Source organism: Streptomyces sp. DT2A-34 (genome assembly GCF_030499515.1).
GTDB lineage: Bacteria > Actinomycetota > Actinomycetes > Streptomycetales > Streptomycetaceae > Streptomyces.
In genome coordinates this window covers 4,556,927-4,579,166 of sequence record NZ_JASTWJ010000001.1, presented here as the reverse complement: position 1 = coordinate 4,579,166, position 22,240 = coordinate 4,556,927, and the positions used below count along the sequence as shown (strand labels likewise).

The window sequence follows — 22,240 nt, the reverse complement described above, 5'->3', positions numbered from 1 at the left end:
CGAAGAGCAGCAGGAAGTCGTACGGGGGCAGGAGTTTCTCGAAGTGCCTCAGTGTGCCGATGCGCTGCTTGACGTGTTTCTTGATCTCCCCGAGGAACCCCCAGCCGAAGTCCGTCAGCGAGCCGTCGCACCCCGGCCAGACCGCCTAGCGGTCCAGGACCACGTCGTCGAGGCGTTAGAGATGGGGCCGTTGCGCCACACGAACAGGACAAGCCCGTGGGCGGTTGCCCAACGGAGCCCTTCAGGCAGTTCGAGAACGCCCATCCCGGGGGCCTGCTCACGTGCCCAGGCAAGCCGCTCCTGCAACTCTTCGTCCGTCACGGCCTCATGCCCTTCGCCCCACAGCAACCAGCTCGATCGTCGCTGCCTTCCCAGCCCGACCGTACTTCGTGTGCCACACCCGTAAGAGCGTTTTCCAGGGCCTTCCCCAGCGCATCGAAGACAAGGCCGAGGGACGCCGCGTCGCCAAGCACGTACAGCTCCGGCCCGCTGTGCTTTCCACCACGCACCTGCGGCCCCACCTCGGCGTCCTGGACGGCGGGATCAACTCCGCACGTCCGCGACGGCGATCGCACGGCGTCGGTTGCGGGCCGGCCGGACAGCAGCGCGAGTCCACACGTCCACCAGAAGGCGGCGCCCTGCGCCCGCGCTCGCCGGTCGCTGTACTCGATCGGCTGCTACGCGCTCGTGCCACGACGGCCGTGCGAGCGGAAGAGCCGCGGATTGACCGACGCTCATGAGGGCGCGTTCTCAGAGGTGGACCGGCGACACGTCGTCGCCGAGCCGGGGGTGGACCCGCGTCAGCAGCCGCTCCTCCAGAACGGTCGCGTAGATGGCGGCTTGCGTGGTGGCGGGGTGGCTCGGAGGCCAGATGCCCCGGCGGAAGACGTAGCGACGGCCCCGGAAGAGCACCACCGCGGTGGCAGCGACGCCCACGTTGTCCGCCGCGTCGGACACTGCTTCGCCGGTGAGTGACTCGAACTCGCCGCCCCGTCGGTCACAAAGATCCAGGACGGCCTGGTGGGCGGACCGCAGGAACACGTCCGTGTATTCCTGCGGCTCGCCCCAACCGGCGTGGTCGTCAGTCACCGCAGTTGTGCATCGCGCTGTCGGTCGAGGCCAGCACGACCTCACCGCCTCCGGCAGGAAGGGCGAGGTGGACCCCGTTTACCTCGAGGCCGGCATCGTCGCCGGTCGAGGGCAACTGTCCGTTCACGATGGGCCGACCACCTCCGACGAGCGGGATCTCCGTATCCGGATCGCCGACACCGTAACCGGAACTCCCGCGATCTTCAGGGGGTGAGCGCGTCCTTGGGAGAACCTGACCAAGATCCCTCCCCGGTTTCTCTCAAACGATCTCCAGAAACCTGCCAGGGCCCTGATCCACTAATTGGATCAGGGCCCTGAACTGCTACTTCACTGTCGGGGTGGCGGGATTTGAACCCACGACCTCTTCGTCCCGAAGAGGTTCCGCGAAGATCGACACCGGGTGGTTTGGTGTTTTGCCTGGTCGGGGCGTTGGGGTGGGGCGGTCTCGGGTGGTGTGGAAGGGGCTTGGGGAGCGGGTCGGCTCCCAGGTGGCTCCCAGAACCCGACACGGAGGCGTCGGCGTCCCTACGCCCGGCGTGACAGGTCGTCCACCAGGAGGTCGAGGGTCGCCTCCTCATGGAGCGCGACGCCGAGGGCGGTCATGGCGGGGGCGAGATCCGGGTCCCAGTCCGCGTCGACCGGCTGGCCGTCGAGGGCCAGTTGAGGGATGCCCTCGGCCTGACTGCGAGCGGCCAGGTGCTCGTAATCCGCGGCGCCCATGCGCCACGGCCGGGCTTCGTAGCGGCGGATGACCCGGTTGGCCAGAGCGATCCCCGGCCAGTCGAAGTCGCCGTGGTACGCGAAGCGGCAACCCGTGGCGGCGAGGGCGTCGAGAAGAGTGAAGACCACGGTGGCCGCGCTGCCGGAGGTGCACACCAGGGGCTGGACGCAGGCCGCGTCCGCCGCGGCTTCCACCACGCGCGGATTCTCACAGATGTGGATGAGCGTTCCGGCGGGGAGCTGCAGCCGGAGGCCATGCAGGTCGCGTGGTGTGACGTGTACTTCGGCGTGATGGTTGGCTCGCTCCCGCAGAGCACGCTCCCGCCAGCCCTCGCCGTCGGGTCGCAGTCCGTACGTCAGCACCGTGCTGGAGACCTCGTCCGGAGTGACGGACACCAGCCGCCACAGAGCGCGTCGACCGGCCGCGTTGTCGGGGAACTCGGTGCCGTGGGCGAGGGCGAGGCCGCGTTGGACGAGGCGGGCGAGCCAGGTGCCGTCGTCCAGGCCGTGCGCGGAGCCGGTCGTCATGGCGGCGAGTTCTCCTCGACCGCGTGTGCCGTTGCGTTCAGGTCCGTCGGGTCCGAGGAGAGCGGTGAGGACTTGGACCGCCTGCTGGAGTGTCCATATCGCCGCTTCGGGCGTCACTCCTCTCGGAACACCGGAACGGCGCAGCAGGTCGTACCACTGCCGGGGCCATTCCTGGTCGGCGAGTGGGGAGGCGTCCAGTGACGAAGTAAGAGACGACCACACCTGTTCCCGCCGTGCCGCCACGTCCGCGCGGGCGGCACGGCGGTCGGTGAGTGGCGGGCCGAGTTCCTCCAGGGTCTGTCTGAGGCCGAGTCCGGCGGCCGAAGCGCGTAGCCGTGCGTCGAGCATGTCGAGCCGTACGGTCACGGCTGCACCTGTGAGGGGCTTGCCCAGCAGGAGAGACAGGTCGTTGCGTTCCTGGGCGTTCATCGCGGTCAGCCGGAGCGAACCCGTGGCCTGTACGCCGTTGCTTTCCAGGCGTTTACGTGCCCCCTGCCAGAGCCGGGTGAGTCCAGGTCCCGTCAGCCAGTCGCGCGTTGCGGCGGGCAGCTCGCTCATACGGACACCAGACGCCGGTGCCGACCGTTCCAGGTGTAGTGCAGGGTGGCCACCCCGCGCGCATGGGGATCACGGAGGCACTCGTAGATGTGCAGGGACGGAACCTCGGGCCAGTTGCCCATGAGCCGCTCGCTGGTGAGGACGAAGTCGAGATCGAGGTCGACGAGGATACGGCCCAGCCGGCCATGGGTGGGTTCGTCGACCTTCGCGAAGGCGTCGTCCAGGAGGATCAGCCGCGGCGCGTGCGGTGCCGACTCGGCGAGGCTGGTGAAATGGGCGGCAGCCGCGGCGAAGAGCACGAGGTAGGAGAGCACGCGTTGTTCGCCCTGGCTGAGACCGGTCCGGCCGGTCAGTTTCCTACGGCGGCTCGGAGCCGCGTCCTCGACCACGAAGGTGTGGAAACGGAACCAGTCGCGGTAGTCCAGCGCGGTCCGCAGATGGGCGGCGTATCCGGCTGAAGGATCGGCGCGTCGGGCGTCCTCGATCCGGCGTTGCAGCACCTCGCGCAGTTGCTCGGTCTGGTCGCGAGTCCTGAGGCTCGACGGACTGCGCAGCAGCTCGACGGCCGCGCGCACATCCGCGTCCACGTCCTCGTCGAGCTTCCACAGCAGCTCGACACCGAGGCCGTGGGAGGTGCGCACCGTCCGCAGGGTGTCGTTGAGAGCCGCGACCAGGTTCGCCGCCGCGATGACCTGTGCCGAGAGGTGGTCGCCGAGCTCACCGGTCAGGAACCGCTGGAAGACCTCACGTTCGCGCTCGGTGAGCCGCCCCCGGGCCTCCGCGGCCTGAACCGCGATCCGCTCGCCCACGGCCGCAACGTCATGGGACCCGTGGTCGTCGACCAGGCGGCACACCTTGATCCCGTCGCGCTCCTCCAGCTGCGCATCGAACCCGCCGGCCAGTTGGTCGCGCAGATCGGTGTGACGGTTGAGCAGGGTGCTGTCCGACACCTCGCCCTTCGGGCGGCCGAGGGCCTGCTCCACGGCTTCGGCGAGGGCCCGCAGCGCGCGCAGACGGCTGCGGACGTCCGCGCCGGGATCATCCGATACGTACTCGGGCAGCGAGGACCGGTCAAGGCCGGCGCCGAGCACCACCTCCGGTCGGCCGAGAGCACCGCGAAGAGCGCTGCCGGTGTCGATGACCACCGTCTCCTGGTCCGCCAGGCCCCCGCGCAGGCGCTTCTCGTCCTCTTCCGCGCGCACGCGCTGGTCGTGGAAATCGTCGCGAGCTCGTTGTGCCGCGGGGAGCGCTTGGACGGCGTTCGCGATGCGCTGCTTGGACTCCTGCTTGCGGGAGAGGATTTCCTCCTCGGACGACCCGATGGCCTCCTCGCGGGTGCGCAGGTCCTGCTCAGCGGTGCGCAGCCCGGCGAGGTGGAGCCGGTAGCTCTCGTCCGCGGCCAGGCGATCCTCTCGGGCGCGTCCGTACCGGTCGGCATCGGCCTGGTTCGTACCGAGCCGCTCGCCCGTGCCGCTGACGGCCCTGCGCAAATGTCCGATACCGCTGAGCAGACCAGCCAGTGCGGTGCGCACACGGTCCAGGGAGGCGGGGTCGCCGGGCAGGTCGTGGGCGGTCGCAGTGGAATCCGCCTCGGTCCGCGCCGATACCGCGAGAGCGCGTGTCTCCTCGGCCAGCCGCGCCGCCCGGGTCGCCTTGGCGGTCAGTTCGCGCAGGGTCCGCTCTGCTGATTCGGTCCTGCTCCATGCGTCCGCGAGATTCCGTGCCCTGGGGAAATCCCGTTCTGCGAGCGTGAGAGCCCGACGCGTGGCATCGGCTACGGTGAGCTCTTCGCGGACATCGGCCAGCCGCTGTTCCGTCTGCGCGATCCGCTCCTCCAACTCTGCGAGGATGCGTCGCCGAGTCTCGGCGCGTACGGCGGCCCCCACGTACTCGGTGTCGCCCTTGTCGTGACGACCGTTGAGTACGCCCAAACGCCAACTGCCGTCGTAAAACACCGCATTGTGCGCGGAGGTCTCCTGTGCCGATGCGAGTGCAATGGTGGCCAGCAGCCCCTCCACCTGCTCGGCCGTGACGCCGCAACCCGGTGCAGGGGCTGGGCGCAAGGCCAAGGCGAGAGTCGGCCCGTCGGACAGCGCGGGACCCGGCTGGAGAAGGGTGTCCCGGGTGCGCGGGTCGAGAAGGACGCCGCCCGCGCTCACCCACGCGTCCAGGATTCCACTCGCCTCCAGCGCCCCTTCCAGACCAGCTCGGTCGGCCGGAGCCAGGTCTTCCGCGAAGTCCACGAGCCGGTAGAAAGGTGCTCCACTGCCCGGCGTCCTTGCGGCGGCGCGATGGTGCGGGGCGGGCGGCTCGGGGTCGGTACGTTGCTCCCAGTCCCGCTTCTGCTTCGCCAGGTGGTCGAGTTCCTCGCCGAGCCGGTTAACGCTGAGTGCCAGGGCGTCCCGGCGTCCGGTGAGTTCCTCGCCGTACGGCTCCAACGCGGCCTGAGCTGTCCGCCACGCCTGGTTGTCGATGTCGGGCGGCAGTGTGCGGTCCGCGAACGGCGCGTCGGTGGAGGTCTCGTGGCCGACGGTGGCGTGGACGGCGTCGAGTGACGGGCAGTCGATACCCAGCGCGGTCCGCGTGCGCGCCGCCCAGTCGGCGACTTGGCGGGCGTAGGCGCCGCTCTCCTCGGCGACCTTCTGACGGCTGCCCTCCAGATGACCGGCGGCCTCTTCCGCCTCGCCCTCCAGCCGTTCCCGCTCGGCATCGGACTGAGCCGCCGCGGCGCGGGCCTCGTCCGCCCGTGAGATGAGGCGGGTCACCTCCTGAACCATCCGGGCCCGGTTTCTCGCGACCGCCTCGGCGTCCTCCAACTGGTTCTGCCAGGACCGCAGCCCTTCCTGCGCCGTGACCGTGTCCACACGGGCCACCGACCGGCGCCGTACGGTACGCGTCTCCCCGTCCGGAGTCGTCAGTTCGGTCTCGGTGGCCTGGGCGAGAACCGTGCGCGGCAGAGCCACCGCCTCGCCGAGATGGCCGGTAGGAAGCCCGGCCTTTTCCGCCTGTGTCAGCAACTCCCGATGTTCGGTTCCCAGCTCGGCCAGTCGGCTTCCGAGGTGTTCGACACCTTCGGCCAGCCGCTCCGCCGAGCCCTCCTCCGCGTCATGGGCGTTGCGCAAGGTGGTGAACGCGGCCACGGCGGCGGTGTGCAGCGCCTCCACCGTGCCGCGGCGCTCCGACAGTTCGCGCAGGCTGCGGTAGGCGTGACTGGCGTGTAGGGCGGCCAGGTCGGTCCGGGCGTTCTGTTCCTCGTCGCGCAGGGTCTCCAGTCGGCCCTCCGACTCCTCCTCCTGCGTCCTCAGGTCGCTCGTCCGCTGTGCGGCGTCTCCGGCCGCCCGGCGCCGCTGAGCGAGGACGCCCAGTTCGTGGCTCACTCTCTGGGCGGAGGCGCGCAGGACCCCGGCCAGGTAGCCGCGGTAACTGGTGAGGAACGTGCGCAAGGCCGCGTCGGTGCGTTCCAGGCGGCCGAGTTCGTCGCGTACGGCGTCGAGGTCGTGGAGGTTGCGGGCCACCTTCTCGACCACGTCCTCGTCGAGCCCCGGCAGGGTCTCGCTCAGCAGGGAGACCAAGCCCCCGTGTTCGATACGGTCACCGACCGTCGGGCGCCGCAGCCGGTGAAGGAGCTGGGTGAGGTTGCGATAGCGCGTCGCGTCGGTGATGCCGAACAGTTCCCGGGCCACACGCGCACGGTGCTGGACCGCACGGTCGGTCGTGTTGTCGGAGCCGACGATCTCCTTGAGCCGGTCGACCGGTAGCGGCTTTCCGCCCTCGACCAGGTGCAGATCCTCGCCGATCCGCAGCGGGGTGACGAAGAACGTCGGCAGCGCCTTCTGCGTCGACTTCGAGGCGCGGATGGCGGCACCGAGCGTCAGGTGGCGGTGACCGCCGTCGTCGGCCGTGCCCCGGAACTCCACCCACAGATACCCGAGACGGTTGGTCTGCTCGAATCCGTCCAGCATCAGCCAGGCAAGCGTGGTGCGGCCGGTGCCTGTCGAGTCCAGTGCCCGGGAGTCGCCGTCCAGAAGATACGGGAGCAGCATCTCCAGGGCCTTGGACTTGCCCGCGCCGTTCTTGCCGCGCAGCAGCAGCCGTCCGTCGCCGAAGGAGAACTCCTGCTCGTCGTACTGCCAGACGTTCTGGATGCCCGCCCGGTGCAGCCGGAAGCGGGTGCCGGCGGTCGTCGCAGGGCCGGCGGGTGTCGCAGCGCCGGAACGCGGCAGCGGAACGAGGCCACGCGCGTCGGTGGTCATAGCGGCAACTCCTCTTGAACGTCAGTGCCTTTGCCTGCTGCGGTGGCCGGGCGCACCGTGACGTGGGTGGCGTAGCGGGCCGCTGCGGCCAGCAGCACCCAGCCGTCGCCGCCGGGCCGTGCGCCATGGACATCGGTCACCGTGCGTCCTTCCGGCGCCTCTTCGACGTACCCCTCCGGCAGTCCTTCGCCCTCGGCGCGCAGCCGGCCCGCGCGGGCCATCAGCCGCATGCGGACCAGGAGGTCCAATACGGCCTCTCGCAGGGAGGGAAGGTCCTCCAGGTAGCCGCGCTGCCAGTTGCTGCGCTGCCCGTACTCAGCGATCAGCCCGGCCAGCACCTCATCCACCAGGCCGTCCGGGACGGCCACCCCGATGACGAGCGTCCCGCCGGTCGCCGGATGCCCCGGCTCCTGCGGCCGAAGCCGCTCCACGAGCCGTTCCGCCAGCAGCAGCGCGGCCTGTGCGACGGTCCCGGTGCCCGGCAGGTGCAGATCCGTCAGCTCCTCCTCGGGATCCACCAGCGCCACGCCCTCGGCACGGATCTCCATCTCCAGACCCAGGAGTTCGGAGAAAGCCTGGGCCTCCCGGCGCTGCCGGGTGCGCAGCCAGTCACGCTCGGCGTCCGTCAGCTCGTCGAGGTGAACGACGGGCGTCTCGACGAGCGTCCGGCGCACGTAGGTGCGCGGCCCGCCGAAGCCCGGGTCCGCTGCCCGCCGGACCAGGTCGGCGCCGTCCCGTGCCTGGGAGAGCGGGCCGGCGACGACCACGCGTGCCAACTCCCGATCTATCGTGATCAGGGCTTCTCCGCCCGCCTCCTGCGCAAGCGCGGCCACATGGCCCTCGGTCTCGATGAGCACGCCCCAGTCGACGAGCTGGCGCAGAGCCGCGACCAGGGTCCGCTTCCCGGCCGCTCGGCCCATTTCCTCCAGCTCGATCCCGGCGTCGGCCGCTGCAGCCCTGATATCGGCGACCAGGTGTGACAGCAGCATCTGCTCGGGCGCGGTCACCAGCACGGACAGGGCCAGCGCGAGGCAGGCGTACGTGTGTGGGGTGAACGGGGTGCCGGTGGAGCGCTCCAGCCGATGACCCGAACCCGCCCCCAGCCCCGCCTTGAACAGCCTGGCATAGGAGCTGTCGACCAGCAGGCGGTAGCCGAGCACCTGCTGGAACCGTTTGCCCAGCCAGTCGGCGTGCCTGCGGATCAGCGGGAAGAGGTCGGCGTGCGGGCCGTCCGACGCGATCAGCGGGTGGGCGAGCAGCAGCCGGGCGGCGGTGCGGCGCTCGGCTGCCAGGGCTACGTCGTGAGTCGAGGGGAGGGTCATGACACGCTCGCCTCCGCTTCGCCGTCGACCGCGGCGGAGGTGCGACCGATGTCCAGCTCCAGGTCGTCCAGCAGCAGGTCGCCGTCGGCCGAGTACAGCACCGTTCGCGTGCCCGCCGTCCGGCGCACGGTGAGGCGGATACGCAGTTCGGCGTCTTCACTGCTGGCCGAGTCGAGGTCGAACCCCGCCGTCCTCTCCCCGTCCGTGCTGACGGGCCTGCTGAGCTGTGCGTTCCCGAGCGCTGTGGCCAGCAGCTCCAGGAGCAGGCCGAGCGCCGCTGACGTGAGGTGTACCTCGGCGAACCGGCCGGACGCGCTGCGCAGTTCGTCGGCTGCCGCTGCTCTGGCCGCTGCCCGCTGACGGGCTGCCTCCCTCAGCAGCTGCTTCTGCGCGGAGTGGTCCTCCACCGCGGAGGCCCGGCCCCGCTGGGCGCGGCTGCCTCTCTCCCGCAGGGCCACCGGTACCTCGACCACCGGGCCGGTCCACCAGCTCGTGTAGGCGGGCACCACCTCGTCGGTGGCCGGAGGTATGCCCAGATGGCGGGCGCCGTACAGCCCGAATGCGGCGACGGCGATGTCGTGTGCGTCCCGCGGCGCCGCTTCGTCGAACCAGCGGGCCAGCCGCAGCAGATCCTTGCGCCGGGACATCTCCCCGGTGGCTGACCGCAGCATCCGCTTGGCGTTGGCGAGCAGCGACTGCAACGCGCGCAGGGTGGCATCGCGTAGCTGGTCGACCTGGCTGCCTTGGCCGTCGGTGTTGCTGAACCAGCCGCGCAGGCCCTCCCAGTCCGCGAATTCGCGGCCGCGGCTGCGCTGGATCCGGACGTCTGGGCGGCTTTCGCCCTGCGCCTGCGCCGAGAGCCCGGTGAGCCCCTGGGCATGAGAGTCCAGCCGGTCCAGCAGAGCCGGGATGTGCGTCCACAGGGTGTCCAACGCCGCCGAGATCCGGGGCGCGCGGAACGCCACGTCCTCCGTGATTGCCTCGACGTAGTCCAGGAGCAGCTCCTTGAAGCCCTGGTACTCGGCGCTGTCCAGGTCGTAGCGGGACAGCACCTGGCCGAGATAGGCATAGAAGTCGCGTATGGAGTCCGCGAACTCGGTGAACTGCACGAACAGCGTGCTGATCCGCTCCAGTCCGTCCTGCGGCTCGACGCCGCCCGGCGCGGTCACGAGGTCGGCCAGCTCCCGTAGTCCGCGCTCGACCAGTGCCAGCAGTTCGTTGCTCACCTCGCGGGCGGCGTCGGCCTCGGCCAGGACTCCGTCGGCGTCCCGCTGGATACGTTCGCCCAGTTTCGACAGCTGGTAGCGCGAGCGGGATCGCTGGTACTCACTGATGCTGGACGCGTTCACCGTGTGGCTGCTGCGGAGCAGGTTTCCCCACTGGACCAGCTGTTCCAGTCGGACCGTGAGGGTGTCGGCGTCGAGTCCTGCGGCGGAAGCGCCGGTCTGGCGCAATTTCGCCATGATGTCCGGGACGGCGAGATCCGCCAGCAGCGTTCCGCAGAAGACCCGCATGATCGCGACGTGCTCCAGCCGTTCGGGCGCGCTGAGGTACGTGTACGCGTTCAGCCGCCGCCGCGCCTCCTCGTCGGCGTCCTGACCTGCACCGGATGCTGATGCCCCCATGCCTGTGAGGTTACGCGGCGCATACGGGCGCCGCCGGTGGGTGGCCGAAAATGCCACGGACGTGTGCCGGCCTGTGGCGAATCCCGCGGGAGCGGCATGTGCGGCATGTAGGCGTCCGGCGTCCCGGCTCACCCTGAATGGGCCCTTCGGTTTCTGTGCTGAGTGGCCTCCAGGAGAATGGGGTACGTTCAGGCCGATATCGATGGGGGCGGAAGACGGAAGGAGGCACGCGGTGTCGTACGAACCCAAACTCGCCGCGGCTCTTTCCGGCGCGACGCTGCGCCAGCTGTCCCACTGGCGCCGAGCCTCTGGGCCCAAGGGCGCCGTGCTCGTGCCCGAGATCTCCAGCGAGAGGCCGATCCTCTACTCGTTCCGCGACGTTGTCGCACTCCGCATCTGTGTGCAGCTGCGCGAAGAGGCTTCGTTGCAGAAGATCCGCCGTGCGCTGAACACGCTCCGGGAGGACCTCGGCGAGTGGGAGCACCTCTCCTCGTACAAACTCGTCGCGGGCCCGGACACGATCTATCTGGCTGAACCCGACCATGCCGTAGACCTGATCAAGGGAGGCAACGTGGTCATCCACCAGATGGTGGATGTTCTCGCGCCCTTCTATAAGGACGGCCGCAGCATTCCCGCTCTGCTCACCCCCCGTGAGCACGTCGCGGTCGACGAGTCGGTCCGAGGTGGCGAACCGGTCATCCAAGGCACCAGGATCCCGGCGTCAGATGTCGCCGCCCTCGTAAGAGACGGCATCCCGCCGGATCAGATCGGTGAGTTCTACCCAGGCGTGACGGCCGAGGCCGCCCGGGACGCCGCCGACTTCAGTGAGTACGTCGACAGCTATGGCAGCAGCGAGCCCCGGCAGGTCGTCGCTTGAAACTGCTGCTTGACGAGAACGTGCCCCGTCCCATGGCCGAGATCGTGCGCATCTTGCTGAAGGCGCATGAAGTCGTCCACGTCCACGAGCTCAAGGGCTGGACGGGCACGAAGGACATCGAGCTGTACGCCAAGGCCAAGACCGACGGCTTCGAGGTCGTCATCACCAACGACACCAAGCAGCTCAGCCGGCCACTCGAAGTGGCGGCCATCGCACAGTCGGGCCTGCATCGCATCGAGTACCGCCAGAACAACAAGCACGGTGGCCTGGTGGGCCTGGGCACGGCGATCGCCACTGTCTGCGCGGCCCTTCCTCACGCCCTGTCCGAACTCGAAGCAGCTGACGGCCAGCGTCTCGTCTCTCTGACGTCGATCGACCCGACCCGGCAGAAGCGCCTCCAGATCACGGACCCGGCCGTCGCCCCGCCGAAGCACTGGCCGGGGCGCGATTCGACCGCTGAGTCCTGACACCTCGATACACGAGGGCTCCCGGCCAGTAACCCATCGGAATCGATGCGGGGAATGACCTGGCATCGCTGCCTGCGCTTCGTCTCATCAAGACTCACTGCCGAGCTCTTCCTGGAGCTCGGCGATGCGTTGTTGGGTTGCCGCCGCGTTCTTCTGCTGACGGGTCAGCTTCGCCTCGACGGCTGCCAGTTCCCGGGCGAGCCGCTCCCGATCAGCTGCCGCCCGCTCACGGATGGTCCCGTCATCGCGGTACGCGGGCCCTACTCGCTCACTGCTCACTACGCCGCGACGCTCTCCGCACTCTGGACAGTCGACGACGCGGGCGGAGACGCGGGTGTTCTCGCGATGCTGAATGTAAGGCACCACGTGGTCGCAACGAAGAGTGAGATCCCAACTATCGAGGTCCTTCTTGCGTTCCTCCCGTGAGGGCCAGGAAGCGAACAGCTTGGCGAGCTTATCCACCTGCTTCGGTCCCATCGGCGGTGGCGGGCAGCAGAAACAGCAGTGGGTTACCCGAGAACCGCTGACGGTCCACCGGGCGTCCCGGCAGTCGACGTGCCGCTCCCGGAACTTCTGGTTGGCTTCCTCGTATTCGAGCTTCTCCGCCTCGGACAACTTCAGGAGGGGTGGCCAGCTCCCCAGCTCATCCGTCATGGGCAGTCCGCAACCGCGGCAGGGCTCACCAGCCACGTACTCCGCCCAGCTGAGGCGTGTACCTTCTCGCTCCCACTGCTCATCCCGCTCGTGGCGTCGCCGGTCATCCGCTTCGGCTTCGAGGGCCGAGCGCAGAGCACGCTTGGCGGCTCGTTGCCGCTTCTGCTCCTCCGTGAGCTTGGCCATGGCTTCACCCTTCGCTGCACCGTGTTCTCGTGCACGACTGTGGAATCCATGCTGGCGTGGCCGCCCCGTGTGCCGGCTGCCCGTGTGCCGGATGACGACTTGTGACCGGACCTGGACCGCAAGCGGCCTTCAGACGACTGGTGTCGTCTGGAGCGGACAGCCGGAGGTTCCCGATTTGATACGTGGTCAGGAGCCGCACGGTAGAGAGCACGGACAACAGGGCACACGACGCAAGGGCCAATCTCGCCAGCCCGCGACCTGCCCCGAACCCGTACATGCGGCGCGTCTGTGAAAGTCCCCAGCACTCTGTCCCGTCCCCTTGAGGCGTAGCACCGTGAGTCGTACACCGCTCCTGAGTGCAGGGAACTCTCGTGGAGCGGGGCGCCGGTGAAGGATTTCGGTAGCTTCGAGACCCTCGGTTTACCCGTCCGCTCCCCGGTCCTCTCGTGCTGACCTAGGATCGTTAGCGACCATGCACCCACCGTGATGGTTCGAGGCGGACCGGGTGCGTACACACCTTGGGGAGGCCCCGTATGGCTCGGCCTCTCCGCGACCACCGGCAACCCGGGGCGACAAAAGGGCGCGGGGAAGACGATGAGGGACCAGCACCTGACGAGGGGCGAACTGATCGACGGCCGCTACGAGCTGGCGGAGCTGCTCGGCAGAGGTGGCATGGGCGAGGTGTGGGCGGCGTACGATCAGCGGCTGGACCGGTCTGTGGCGGTGAAACTGCTGACGCCACGGACGGCTGTCTCCAGGATGCCGCGCAGGCTCGATCCGCAGGACCCCGCCGTCGTCCGCTTCACCAGAGAAGCACGACTGATGGCCAAGCTGGAGCATCCGTACGTACCGGTCATCCATGATGCAGGCACCCATCGAGCGAGTCGGCTCTATCTGGTCATGCAGCGCGTGTACGGACACACGCTGGACCGGTTGGTGGCCCAGCGCGGACCCTTTCCCGTGGAGTGGGCCGCCGCGGTGGGCGCCCAGGTGTGCTCCGTGCTGGTCCAGGCTCACGGACGCGGCTTCGTCCACCGGGATCTGACGCCCCGCAACGTGATGCTCACGACAGACGGCACGGTACGCGTCCTCGACTTCGGTATCGCCACCGCCCTGCAACCACCGGACAGGCCACGGTTGACCGACGCGGGCATGGTGGCCGGAACTCCGGGCTTCATCTCTCCAGAGCAAGGCAAGGGGCAGGCGGCCACTCCCCTCAGTGATCTGTACGCACTGGGGTGCGTGCTGTACGAGATACTGGGCGGACGACCGCCGTTCACGGCCGACGAGCCGCTGGCCCTGGTGGTCCAGCACATCGCCGATACTCCAGTACCACTGGAACGGCTGCGTGACGACGCACCAGCCGAACTGTGCGACCTGGTCTCCCGCTTACTTGCGAAGCGCCCGGAGGACCGGCCGGCGGACGCAGCCGAAGTCCGGGAGGCCCTCGCGCCCTGGGCCGAGCAGGCGGTGCCGAAGGCCGCCCGCGCCGGAACGCCGAGGCCCGGCAAGGCCACCGCGCGCCCGCCGCACGATGGCAGCGACCTTCCGAACGATCCTCCTTCGGACAAAGCGCACGCATCCGTTCCGGAGCACGCCCCGGCCCCGCTCGCAACTGCACAACCTTCCGTTCGGCCAGCGCAACCGCCGTCCACCTCCGGGGCCGGGTCACCCGCGGAATCGGCGGACCTACGCGAGCGCGCGCAACGCCTTGCGGCAGAGGGACGGTTGTCACAGGCACTGGAGCTGCTGGGCAGGGATCTCAACGAGGTGCTGCCCCGTTTCGACTCCTCCCATCCGGAGGTCGTCTCCCGCCGACTGGCCATCCTCCGGTTGCAGTTCGAAGGGCAGGAACTGCAAGCGGCACGCGAGGGCTGCCTGGAGCTCGCGGAAACCCTCGTGTCGACCCGTTCCGCGCCGGACGCGGACCTCGCGGCTTGCCGGGTGATGGCGGCCCGCTGCCTTGGCCGGCTCGGGCACAACTCCGCCGCCCTCCTGGAGCTTCGCGAGGCACTCGATCTCCAGAAGGAGGTGCTTCCCCCGCTGGATCCGGAGGTGTTGGAGACCCGCCGGGACATCGCCACCCTCCTGGCGGGCTCAGGCTCGGCTGGTGAAGCCCTGGAGGCTCTGCGCCACCTCGCCGACGACCAACGGACCGCGCTGCCTCCCGACCATCAGGCCCACGCCGAGGTGGAGCGTCTGGTCAGCCGCCTGGGCAGACTGACCCGCGCGCTCCGCCTCCCGCAGTGACCCGCCGACGCCCCGTCCACAACCAGGAGAGAAAGTATGTGATCTAGGTCAACGAACGAATCGCTCGTCAATATGAGGCACTCCGGTAGGCACCGCCGTCTCGCCGGTAGTGATAGTGGAGGATGTCCGCATGCCCGGAACCACCCGTACTTCCGAAGCCTCCGCAATCGTCGCGCCGCCGAAGGAGAATGCTCTCGTCCAGGTACGCGGCCAGAACTGGGTGGTGTCCGGAGTCGAAGCCGCCCCGGCCGGCGATGCCACCGTGGTGCATCTACAGTCCGTTGCCGATGGCCGCTACGGCGACACCCTCTCCGTGATATGGGAGGTCGAGCCGGGACGCCGCGTCCTCCCCGCCGGCTCCCTTCCGGACGCCTCCACCGGAGCGTTCGACCCGCCGGAGCAGCTCGCGGCCTTCCTCGACGCCGTCCGCTGGTCCGCCGTCGCTTCCGCTGACGTGAAGACGCTCCAGGCCCCCTTCCGGTCAGGGGTGGCCATCGAGCCGTACCAGCTGGAACCGGTCGCTCGCGCCGTCGGCGCCCCCCGCGTCAATCTGCTGCTCGCCGACGATGTCGGTCTCGGCAAGACCGTGGAGGCCGGACTGGTCGCCGAGGAGCTGCGGCTGCGCGGCCGGGCCCATCGCGTCATGGTTGTCTGCCCAGCGGGGCTCACCCTCAAGTGGCGCGACGAGATGGCCGACAAGTTCGGCCTCGACTTCACCGTGGTCGACTCTGCCTGCTGCGCCGAACTGCGCCGCACGCACAGCAGCGCCGCCAACCCGTTCCGAGTGTTCCCCTTGACCATCGTCAGCCTCCCCTGGTTGCGCACGCCCAAGGCGCAGCGGCTTGTCGACGAGGTGCTACCCCCGGGAGGGGCGACGGAGCTGCCGGGCCGCCCCGGGCGCCGTACCTTCGATCTGCTGATCCTGGACGAGGCACACCATGTCGCCCCGAGCGCGCCCAAGCAGATCTACGCCGTCGACTCCCAGCAGACCAAGCTGATCCGGCGTCTCGCCCCCCACTTCGAGCACCGGCTCTTCCTCTCCGCCACCCCGCACAACGGCTACCAGGAGTCGTACACCGCCCTGCTGGAACTCATCGACAACCAGCGCTTCTTCCGCGGCGGCGAGCCGGACAAGGCCGCCCTCGACGACACCGTCGTACGACGTCTGAAGACCTCCGTGACCGACGAGGAGGGCAACCCCCGCTTCCACGTCCGCGAGTCGAAGGCGCTGCCTGTCGAGTACCCCGACACCGAGCGCGAGATCCACGCCCTCCTCACCCGCTACGCAGAACTGCGCAGGAAGCGGGTCACGCCCGACCGGCGCGGCGGCCGGAAGGCCGTCGACCTGGTCACCCTGCTGCTGAAGAAGCGGCTGTTCTCCTCTCCCGCCGCCTTCGCGCACACCGTCGGCGTCCACCTCGAATCGGTACGCGCCAAGGCGAAGTCAGGCGGAAAAAAGGAGGTTCCGGCCCCGGTCGAGACCCCGCTGTGGATCACGCAGTACGAGGACTACGCCGCCGAGCTCGACGACGAGGAGCTGGCCGAGGCCGAGCACGACGCGATCACCCGCGCAGCCACGGTCACCCCGGGATCTTCCGAGGAAGAGGCCGAGCTGCTGGAGCGGATGGCCCGCTGGGGCCAGGCCCACCAGGCGTCCCCTGACGCCAAGGCCAAGGAGCTCGTCAAGACCCTCAAGGCCATCTGCCTCACCGGCGGGACCTGGGGAAACGAGCGGGTCGTCGTGTTCACCGAGTACCGCGACACCCAGGACTGGCTGCTAAACCTGCTCCAGCAGGAGGGGCTGGCCCAGGAGGGCCGCGTCCTCACCCTCCACGGCGGGAAGAATGCCGAAGAGCGCGAGCAGATCCGGCTCGCCTTCCAGGAACAGCCCACCAGCCCCGAGGGCACGGTCCGCATCCTCATCGCGACTGACGCCGCCAGCGAAGGAATTGACCTCCAAGATCATTGCCGACACCTGATCAACTACGACATCCCGTTCAACCCCAACAAGCTCGAACAGCGCATCGGCCGCATCGACCGCTACGGCCAGCGCCACAACCCGCAGATCATGCACTTCGTCGGCGCCGCCTGGGACAAAGCCAGGACGGACGTGTACGAGGCCGACCTGGAGTTCCTCGCCCGTATCGCGAGGAAAGTCGCGCAGATGGAGGAGGACCTCGGCGAGGTCAACGCCGTACTCGCGGAGAAGGTCCAGCTGCGGATGACGGGCCAGCTCAGCGACTTCGACATCGAGCACGCCCGCGCGAAGAAGATCAAGGGGCGCCCCACGGGCGGCAAGGTGGACGCCGAACAGAACGTCACCGACCAGGTGCGGCGGCTCAGCGCCCAGCTGAAGCAGACGACCGTGGAGCTCGGCATCACCCCGGACCGGGTCGCCCGCGTGGTGAACACCGCGCTGAACCTGGCCCGCCAGCAGCCGCTCGTACCGTGCCTCGACGAGAACGCGCCGTCCGAGGACGACTTCCGGCAGGGCCTGTACACCGTGCCCCCGCTGACCGGCTCGTGGGAGCGCGCCACCCGCGGCCTGCCCGACAAGCTTCGCCCCGACGTCCTTCGCCCGGTCACCTTCGATGCGCGGGCAGCTTCGGGGCGCCCCGACATCGTGCTGGCCCATCTGAACCATCCGCTGGTAGCCATGTCGACGCGGCTGCTGCGCGCGGCCGTCTGGAACGCGGACAACGTCGACCTGCGCCGGATCACGGCCGTCGTCAGCGACGACCCCGCCCTGGAGACCACGTTCGTCGGCGCGTACGCCCGCTTCGTGCTGGTCGGCACGGACGGGCAGCGCCTCCATGAGGAGATCCTGCACGCGGGTGGCTGGCTCGGCGACAACGGCTGGCAGCGTCGGCTGCGCGGAGTAGAGGCGGTCGCCTCGATCCTGGACCGAGCGCTCACCGAGGGCCGTCCCGCCAAGGAGCGCCTGCTCCACCGGCTCCAGCAGAGCTGGCCGAAGACGTACGAGGGCCTCACCCAGTCTGTCGACGCGCGCGGCAAGGAACGCAAGGTGTCCCTGATGGACCGGCTGGCCGAGCGCCAGGCCGATGAGGAGCAGCGCATCAACGCCACCCTCAACCGTCTCCAGCGCACTCTGCGGAACCGGCTCGGGGAGACCTCCTCCGCCACGGCGGCCTCCCCGACGGGCGGGATGGACACGCTCTTCGGCCTGGACGAGCTGAAGGATCCCGACGAACGCCGCCAGCTCGCCGACGACCGCAAACGTTGGCGGGCCCGGCTCGACGGTGTGGAGGACGAACGCCAGCGCGAACTCGCCGCGATCGCCGCCCGCTACCGCGAGCCGCAGGACCATCTCTTCCCTGTCGCCGTCGTCTTCGTCATCCCCGCCAAGGAGGCATACTGATGAGCTCCGCGCCGCGCTCCGGAAGCCGCCGTCCCTCCGCCGCCGCAATCCGTGCCGCGAAGGCGTCCGACGGCAAGCAGCAGCATCTGGACTGGCTGAACCTCGTCGAGGTGTCCGGCCCGTTCCTCACCTTGCCGGTCCTGCTGCGCAGCTGGCCACAGCTGGAAGGCGTGCCCAGCGGGCGCCGCGCCGACATCCGCCTCCACCACGGCATCTGGCAGGACGACCGCAAGGGCGCCGGCCGCCTCGGCTGGATCGGCTTCCAGCTGCGCACCCTGCTGGAATGGGACGACGCCCTGCATCTGCGGGAGGGCGCCGGACAGTTCGGCGACAACGGCGAAAGCCTGGCCGAGGACGACACGCTGCTGGACCGGTTCGCCGTCAGCCCGCCCGGGTCCGACACCACCGTCCGCCCCGACTTCGCCCTCGTCCGTCCCGGAACCGACCCCACCGCCGAACCGGATACTGCTGGCACCGCCCAGCACGTACCGATCCTCGGCCTGGTCCTCCCGCCCGACACCGTGCCGACCCGCCGTATCAGGGACGACTCCTGGGCGGCGAGCGGAGTCGACCGGCTCGCCCACGTCCTGCGCCACCATGGCGTCGAGCTGGGCCTGGTCACCGACGGCCGTTGGTGGTCCCTGGTCTGGGCACCGCCCGGCGGCGTCACGACGAGCGCCACCTTCGACACCATCGCCTGGAACGAGGCGGCCGACCTGGTGGCGGTCCGCGCCTGGGTGTCCCTCCTCCGCCGCGGCCGGTTCTTCGGACGCCCGGTGGACGAACTGCTCCCTGCGCTGCTGCGCGAGAGCCTGGACGGTCAGGAAGACGTCACCGAGGCGCTCGGCATCCAGGTCCGTCAAGCCGTCGAACTCCTGGTGGACTCTATCGGCCGCGCCGAGGCCCGGATGGTCAAACGCGGCGGCAAGGGATTGTCAGGCGTACCGGCGAGCGAGGTCTACCGGGGCGCCGTTGCGGTCATGATGCGCGTCGTCTTCCTCCTCTTCGCCGAGGAACGGGGCCTGCTGCCCGCTGACAACGAGCTTTACGCGGAGGCGTACTCGGCCGGCCGGCTGTACGAGACGCTGGACAAACGCCGCCGCGCGGACGGCGAGGACTCCCTGGACCACACCACCGCCGCCTGGCACCGGCTGATCGCCCTCTTCCACGCCGTCCACGGCGGAGTGGACCACCCGCTGCTCACATTGCCCGCGTATGACGGCTCGATCTTCGACCCGAAGCGCTTCCCCTGGTTGGAGGCAGTCCCGGAGGGCGCGGACGCCACGGGCGACGACGCCACGCGGGCTGCTGACGGCCACACCTCCCTCCTCCCGATCGACGACCGCACCGTCTTGCACGTCCTCGACTCGGTGCAGTTCGTCGTCGTCAACAGGGAGCGGCGCCGGCTGACCTTCCGCGCCCTCGACGTCGAGCAGATCGGCTACGTCTACGAGGGCCTCCTCTCGTACGACGGCAAGCGCGCCCAGGACACCGTGCTCGGGCTCATCGGCAAGCCCGGCCTGGAACACGAGGTGAGCCTGACCGAACTGGAGGAACTGGCCGCCCCGTTCGGAGTGGGCGCACGCGCCGTCTCCGGTCAGAAGCCCAACCTCCCTGGCCTGTCGAAGAAGCTGTACGAGCACTTGAAGGACCCCAGGCCGCCGGCCGCGGCGTCGAAGATGGAGAAGCTGCTCGCCCCTGGCGACGATCAGGCGCGGGGCAAGGCCGTCCACCGCCTGCTCGCGGTCACCGAGAACGACCGCGACCTGGCCGAGCGCATCCTCCCTTTCCACGGCCTCCTCCGCGACGACCTTCGCGGTCTGCCGGTGGTGATCCCGGAGGATGGCTTGTACGTCACGGAGTCCCGCCTCCGCAAGAACACCGGCACCCACTACACGCCGCGTGTCCTGGCCCAGCAGGTCGCCGTGGGAGCACTGGAGCCACTCGTCTACCGTCCGGGCCCGCTCCAGACGGGGGACGACAAGCAGTGGAAGCTCATCGGCGCGGACGACATCCTGAAGCTCAAGGTCGCCGACATCGCGATGGGTTCGGCCGCCTTCCTAGTCGCCGCCTGCCGCTACCTCGCGGACCGTCTGGTCGACGCCTGGGTCGAGGCAGAGGACGAGGAGGCCCTTGCGTTCCGCGGCAGCCACCGCGACCAAGCGGGCGCGATGACGGCGGCGGACGCGGAGAGCGACCCGGTGATGGTCCGCGCCCGGCGCCTGATCATCGAGCACTGCCTGTACGGGGTGGACATCAATCCCATGGCGGTGGAGATGGCCAAGCTGTCGCTGTGGCTGATCTCCATGGACCCGGAACGGCCGTTCACGTTCCTGGATGACCGCTTGGTGGCGGGGGACTCGCTGCTGGGTATCGCTAATCTGGAGCAGATCGAGAGTGTGCATCTGGATCCGAAGGCGGGCCGCAAACTCCACCGAGGAGCCTTCGACGAGGGGTGGACCGCGCGAGCGCGCGCTCGCGTCCAAGGCGCCGCAGACACCCGGCAGGCCATCGCCGGAATCCACAGCGACACGATCGCCGACCTCAATGAGAAGCGACGTCTGCTCGCGGCCACCAACGAACACCTGCAACGCCTGAGGCTGATCGGCGACCTCACGACCGGGGCTGGCCTGGCTTCTGCCAGCGGCGGGGACTCGCTGCAAAACGCTACCTACATCCAGGCTGCGGAACTGGCCGGAATGGTTGCCTCGGAGTCGGTCCGCGACTCCGATCCCGTGATTCACGATGCGCGAAGGCGCGCCCTGGACTGGCTGAGCAAGGATCTCCCCGCAGACGGCTTCGTTCGCCTCCCCGTGCACTGGCCTCTCGTCTTCCCCGAGGTCTTCGAGCCGGAGCAGAGCGGCTTCGATGCGATCATCGGCAATCCTCCTTTCCTCGGCGGCCAGAAGCTGACGGGGGCGCTGGGGCAGGCGTACCGCGAGTACCTCGTGCTGGGGCTGGGGCGGGGGCAGCGGGGTAGCGCGGACCTCGTCGCGTACTTCGAGCTCCGGGCCCACCAGTTGCTCAGCGAGCGCGGCCAGACGGGCCTGATCGCTACCAACACCCTTGCCCAGGGCGACACTCGGGAGGTCGGGCTGGACCAGCTACTCGACGACGGCATCGAGGTACGCCGAGCAGTAAAGAGCGCTCGCTGGCCTTCGCGGTCTGCGGCGCTGGAGTACTGCGCTGTGTGGACCACCAAGCCGGGTTTGGGTGCGGAAGCCACTCGGGTACTGGACGATGTCGCGGTCCGGGGTATCACTTCGTCGCTTGATCCGCGGTCTCGGGTTTCCGGGCGGCCATACCGTCTGGTAGCGAACAAGGGCAAGTCGTTCCAGGGATCCAATGTGCTGGGGAAGGGCTTCATCCTCGCCCCCGAACAGGCCCACGACCTCATCCAGCGCGACCCCCGCAACAAGGACGTCCTCTTCCCCTACCTCAACGGCGAGGACCTCAACTCCCGCCCAGACTGCTCAGCCAGCCGCTGGGTGATCAACTTCCATGACTGGAGCGAGGAACGGGCCCGGGGATACCCCGAAGTATTCGCCATCGTCGAAAGAGACGTGAAGCCCGAACGACTCAAGAACGCCAACCGTCAACGTCGCGAGATCTGGTGGCGCTTCACCCGTCCTGCAATGGATCTTTACCGTGCCATCTCCAACTTGGACCGTGTTCTGGTGGTAGCGCTTGTCAGCCGAACGGTCATGCCAGCTCGTGTGCCTAGCCGCCAAGTCCTCTCTCACAAGTTGGGAGTCTTCGCTACGGCCGAGGATAACGACCTCGCCCTGCTTTCGAGTTCATTCCACTCGATTTGGGCATGGCGCAATTCATCAACGATGAAGGCGGATCTTAATTACTCCCCGTCTGATGTTTACGAAACATTCCCTCGACCTGTCACCACTGCCGAAGTCCGAAGGAATGGAGAAACTCTCGACAGGCTGAGGTTTGATGTAATGATTGACAGAAGCGTAGGGCTCACAAAGCTATATAACATGACCCATGACCCTACAGTGAAGGATAGCGACATCGAGTCTCTGCGTGAAAATCACCGGAAGATCGACCAGTCTGTACTTGAGTCCTACAATTGGCAAGACGTCGACCTCGCTCACGATTTCTATCCAAATCGACAGGGTACGCGATTCGCGGTCGCGCCCTCGGCTCAGATTGAAATCCTAGACAGACTCCTTGAGCTTAACCATGCTCAGCATAGAAATAACTCACCAAAAAACTCCCCCCAAGTAATGGATCGGCATACCATTGCTACCGGATCGGCAGTTCATGATCAGGAACATCTCACTCCGGAATGCGGCGGGGATACCCTGTTCTGAGGGG

11 protein-coding genes and 1 pseudogene are annotated in these 22,240 nt (G+C 68.7%); 5 read left to right on the top strand and 7 right to left on the bottom strand.

Annotation, left to right across the window (positions count from 1 at the left end; genetic code table 11):
- Nucleotides 1-750: 750 nt before the first annotated feature.
- From QQM39_RS20070 to QQM39_RS20045, 6 genes and pseudogenes are all read right to left on the bottom strand, one after another.
- Nucleotides 751-1,089, bottom strand: coding sequence for a hypothetical protein (locus tag QQM39_RS20070; RefSeq protein WP_301998505.1), 339 nt, complete (start codon nt 1,087-1,089; stop codon nt 751-753).
- A pseudogene (locus QQM39_RS20065) lies at nt 1,082-1,252 on the bottom strand (hypothetical protein); the annotation flags it as partial. The pseudogene QQM39_RS20065 and the gene QQM39_RS20070, both read right to left, overlap by 8 nt.
- Before the next feature lie 362 nt (nt 1,253-1,614).
- Nucleotides 1,615-2,895: a TIGR02679 family protein gene (locus tag QQM39_RS20060; RefSeq protein WP_301998504.1), complete on the bottom strand. Its 1,281-nt coding sequence runs from the start codon at nt 2,893-2,895 to the stop codon at nt 1,615-1,617.
- Nucleotides 2,892-7,148, bottom strand: coding sequence for a TIGR02680 family protein (locus tag QQM39_RS20055; RefSeq protein ID WP_301998503.1), 4,257 nt, complete (start codon nt 7,146-7,148; stop codon nt 2,892-2,894). Before QQM39_RS20055 ends, QQM39_RS20060 begins: the two co-directional genes overlap by 4 nt.
- Nucleotides 7,145-8,470 carry a TIGR02678 family protein gene (locus QQM39_RS20050; RefSeq protein WP_301998501.1) on the bottom strand — a complete coding sequence of 442 codons (1,326 nt, stop codon included), beginning with the start codon at nt 8,468-8,470 and terminating at the stop codon, nt 7,145-7,147. Before QQM39_RS20050 ends, QQM39_RS20055 begins: the two co-directional genes overlap by 4 nt.
- Nucleotides 8,467-10,095 (bottom strand): TIGR02677 family protein, encoded by a 1,629-nt coding sequence (locus QQM39_RS20045; RefSeq protein WP_301998499.1) that lies wholly within the window; start codon nt 10,093-10,095, stop codon nt 8,467-8,469. Before QQM39_RS20045 ends, QQM39_RS20050 begins: the two co-directional genes overlap by 4 nt.
- Nucleotides 10,096-10,327: 232 nt before the next feature.
- Here QQM39_RS20045 and QQM39_RS20040 point away from each other — a divergent pair, with 232 nt between their 5' ends.
- Nucleotides 10,328-10,972 carry a DUF433 domain-containing protein gene (locus tag QQM39_RS20040; RefSeq protein WP_097251353.1) on the top strand — a complete coding sequence of 215 codons (645 nt, stop codon included), beginning with the start codon at nt 10,328-10,330 and terminating at the stop codon, nt 10,970-10,972.
- Nucleotides 10,969-11,439, top strand: coding sequence for a DUF5615 family PIN-like protein (locus QQM39_RS20035; protein ID WP_301998495.1), 471 nt, complete (start codon nt 10,969-10,971; stop codon nt 11,437-11,439). Before QQM39_RS20040 ends, QQM39_RS20035 begins: the two co-directional genes overlap by 4 nt.
- A gap of 87 nt (nt 11,440-11,526) precedes the next feature.
- On the opposite strand, the gene QQM39_RS20030 is transcribed toward QQM39_RS20035, so the two are convergent.
- The gene (locus QQM39_RS20030; protein WP_301998493.1) at nt 11,527-12,279 is read right to left on the bottom strand and encodes a hypothetical protein; all 753 of its coding nucleotides are present in this window, start codon (nt 12,277-12,279) and stop codon (nt 11,527-11,529) included.
- 594 nt (nt 12,280-12,873) lie between these two features.
- On the opposite strand from QQM39_RS20030, the gene QQM39_RS20025 reads away from it, so the two are divergent.
- The 3 genes from QQM39_RS20025 to QQM39_RS20015 all read left to right on the top strand — a co-directional run bounded on the left by QQM39_RS20025 (nt 12,874) and on the right by QQM39_RS20015 (nt 22,236).
- Nucleotides 12,874-14,529 (top strand): serine/threonine-protein kinase, encoded by a 1,656-nt coding sequence (locus QQM39_RS20025; protein WP_301998492.1) that lies wholly within the window; start codon nt 12,874-12,876, stop codon nt 14,527-14,529.
- Nucleotides 14,530-14,659: 130 nt separating this feature from the next.
- A complete protein-coding gene (gene drmD, locus QQM39_RS20020) occupies nt 14,660-17,908 on the top strand; it encodes a DISARM system SNF2-like helicase DrmD (protein WP_301998491.1) in 3,249 nt (1,082 codons plus the stop codon).
- Nucleotides 17,908-22,236, top strand: a complete 4,329-nt coding sequence (locus QQM39_RS20015) for a DNA methyltransferase (RefSeq protein ID WP_301998489.1) — start codon at nt 17,908-17,910, stop codon at nt 22,234-22,236. Before drmD ends, QQM39_RS20015 begins: the two co-directional genes overlap by 1 nt.
- Nucleotides 22,237-22,240: the final 4 nt, after the last annotated feature.

What these genes read in the sequence shown, in the direction of transcription:
- QQM39_RS20060 (WP_301998504.1), bottom strand. Translation starts at nt 2,895, where the DNA reads ATGAGCGAGCTGCCCGCCGCAACGCGCGACTGGCTGACGGGACCTGGA.
- QQM39_RS20055 (WP_301998503.1), bottom strand. Translation starts at nt 7,148, where the DNA reads ATGACCACCGACGCGCGTGGCCTCGTTCCGCTGCCGCGTTCCGGCGCT.
- QQM39_RS20050 (WP_301998501.1), bottom strand. Translation starts at nt 8,470, where the DNA reads ATGACCCTCCCCTCGACTCACGACGTAGCCCTGGCAGCCGAGCGCCGC.
- QQM39_RS20045 (WP_301998499.1), bottom strand. Translation starts at nt 10,095, where the DNA reads ATGGGGGCATCAGCATCCGGTGCAGGTCAGGACGCCGACGAGGAGGCG.
- QQM39_RS20030 (WP_301998493.1), bottom strand. Translation starts at nt 12,279, where the DNA reads ATGGCCAAGCTCACGGAGGAGCAGAAGCGGCAACGAGCCGCCAAGCGT.
- QQM39_RS20025 (WP_301998492.1), top strand. Translation starts at nt 12,874, where the DNA reads ATGAGGGACCAGCACCTGACGAGGGGCGAACTGATCGACGGCCGCTAC.
- drmD (WP_301998491.1), top strand. Translation starts at nt 14,660, where the DNA reads ATGCCCGGAACCACCCGTACTTCCGAAGCCTCCGCAATCGTCGCGCCG.
- QQM39_RS20015 (WP_301998489.1), top strand. Translation starts at nt 17,908, where the DNA reads ATGAGCTCCGCGCCGCGCTCCGGAAGCCGCCGTCCCTCCGCCGCCGCA.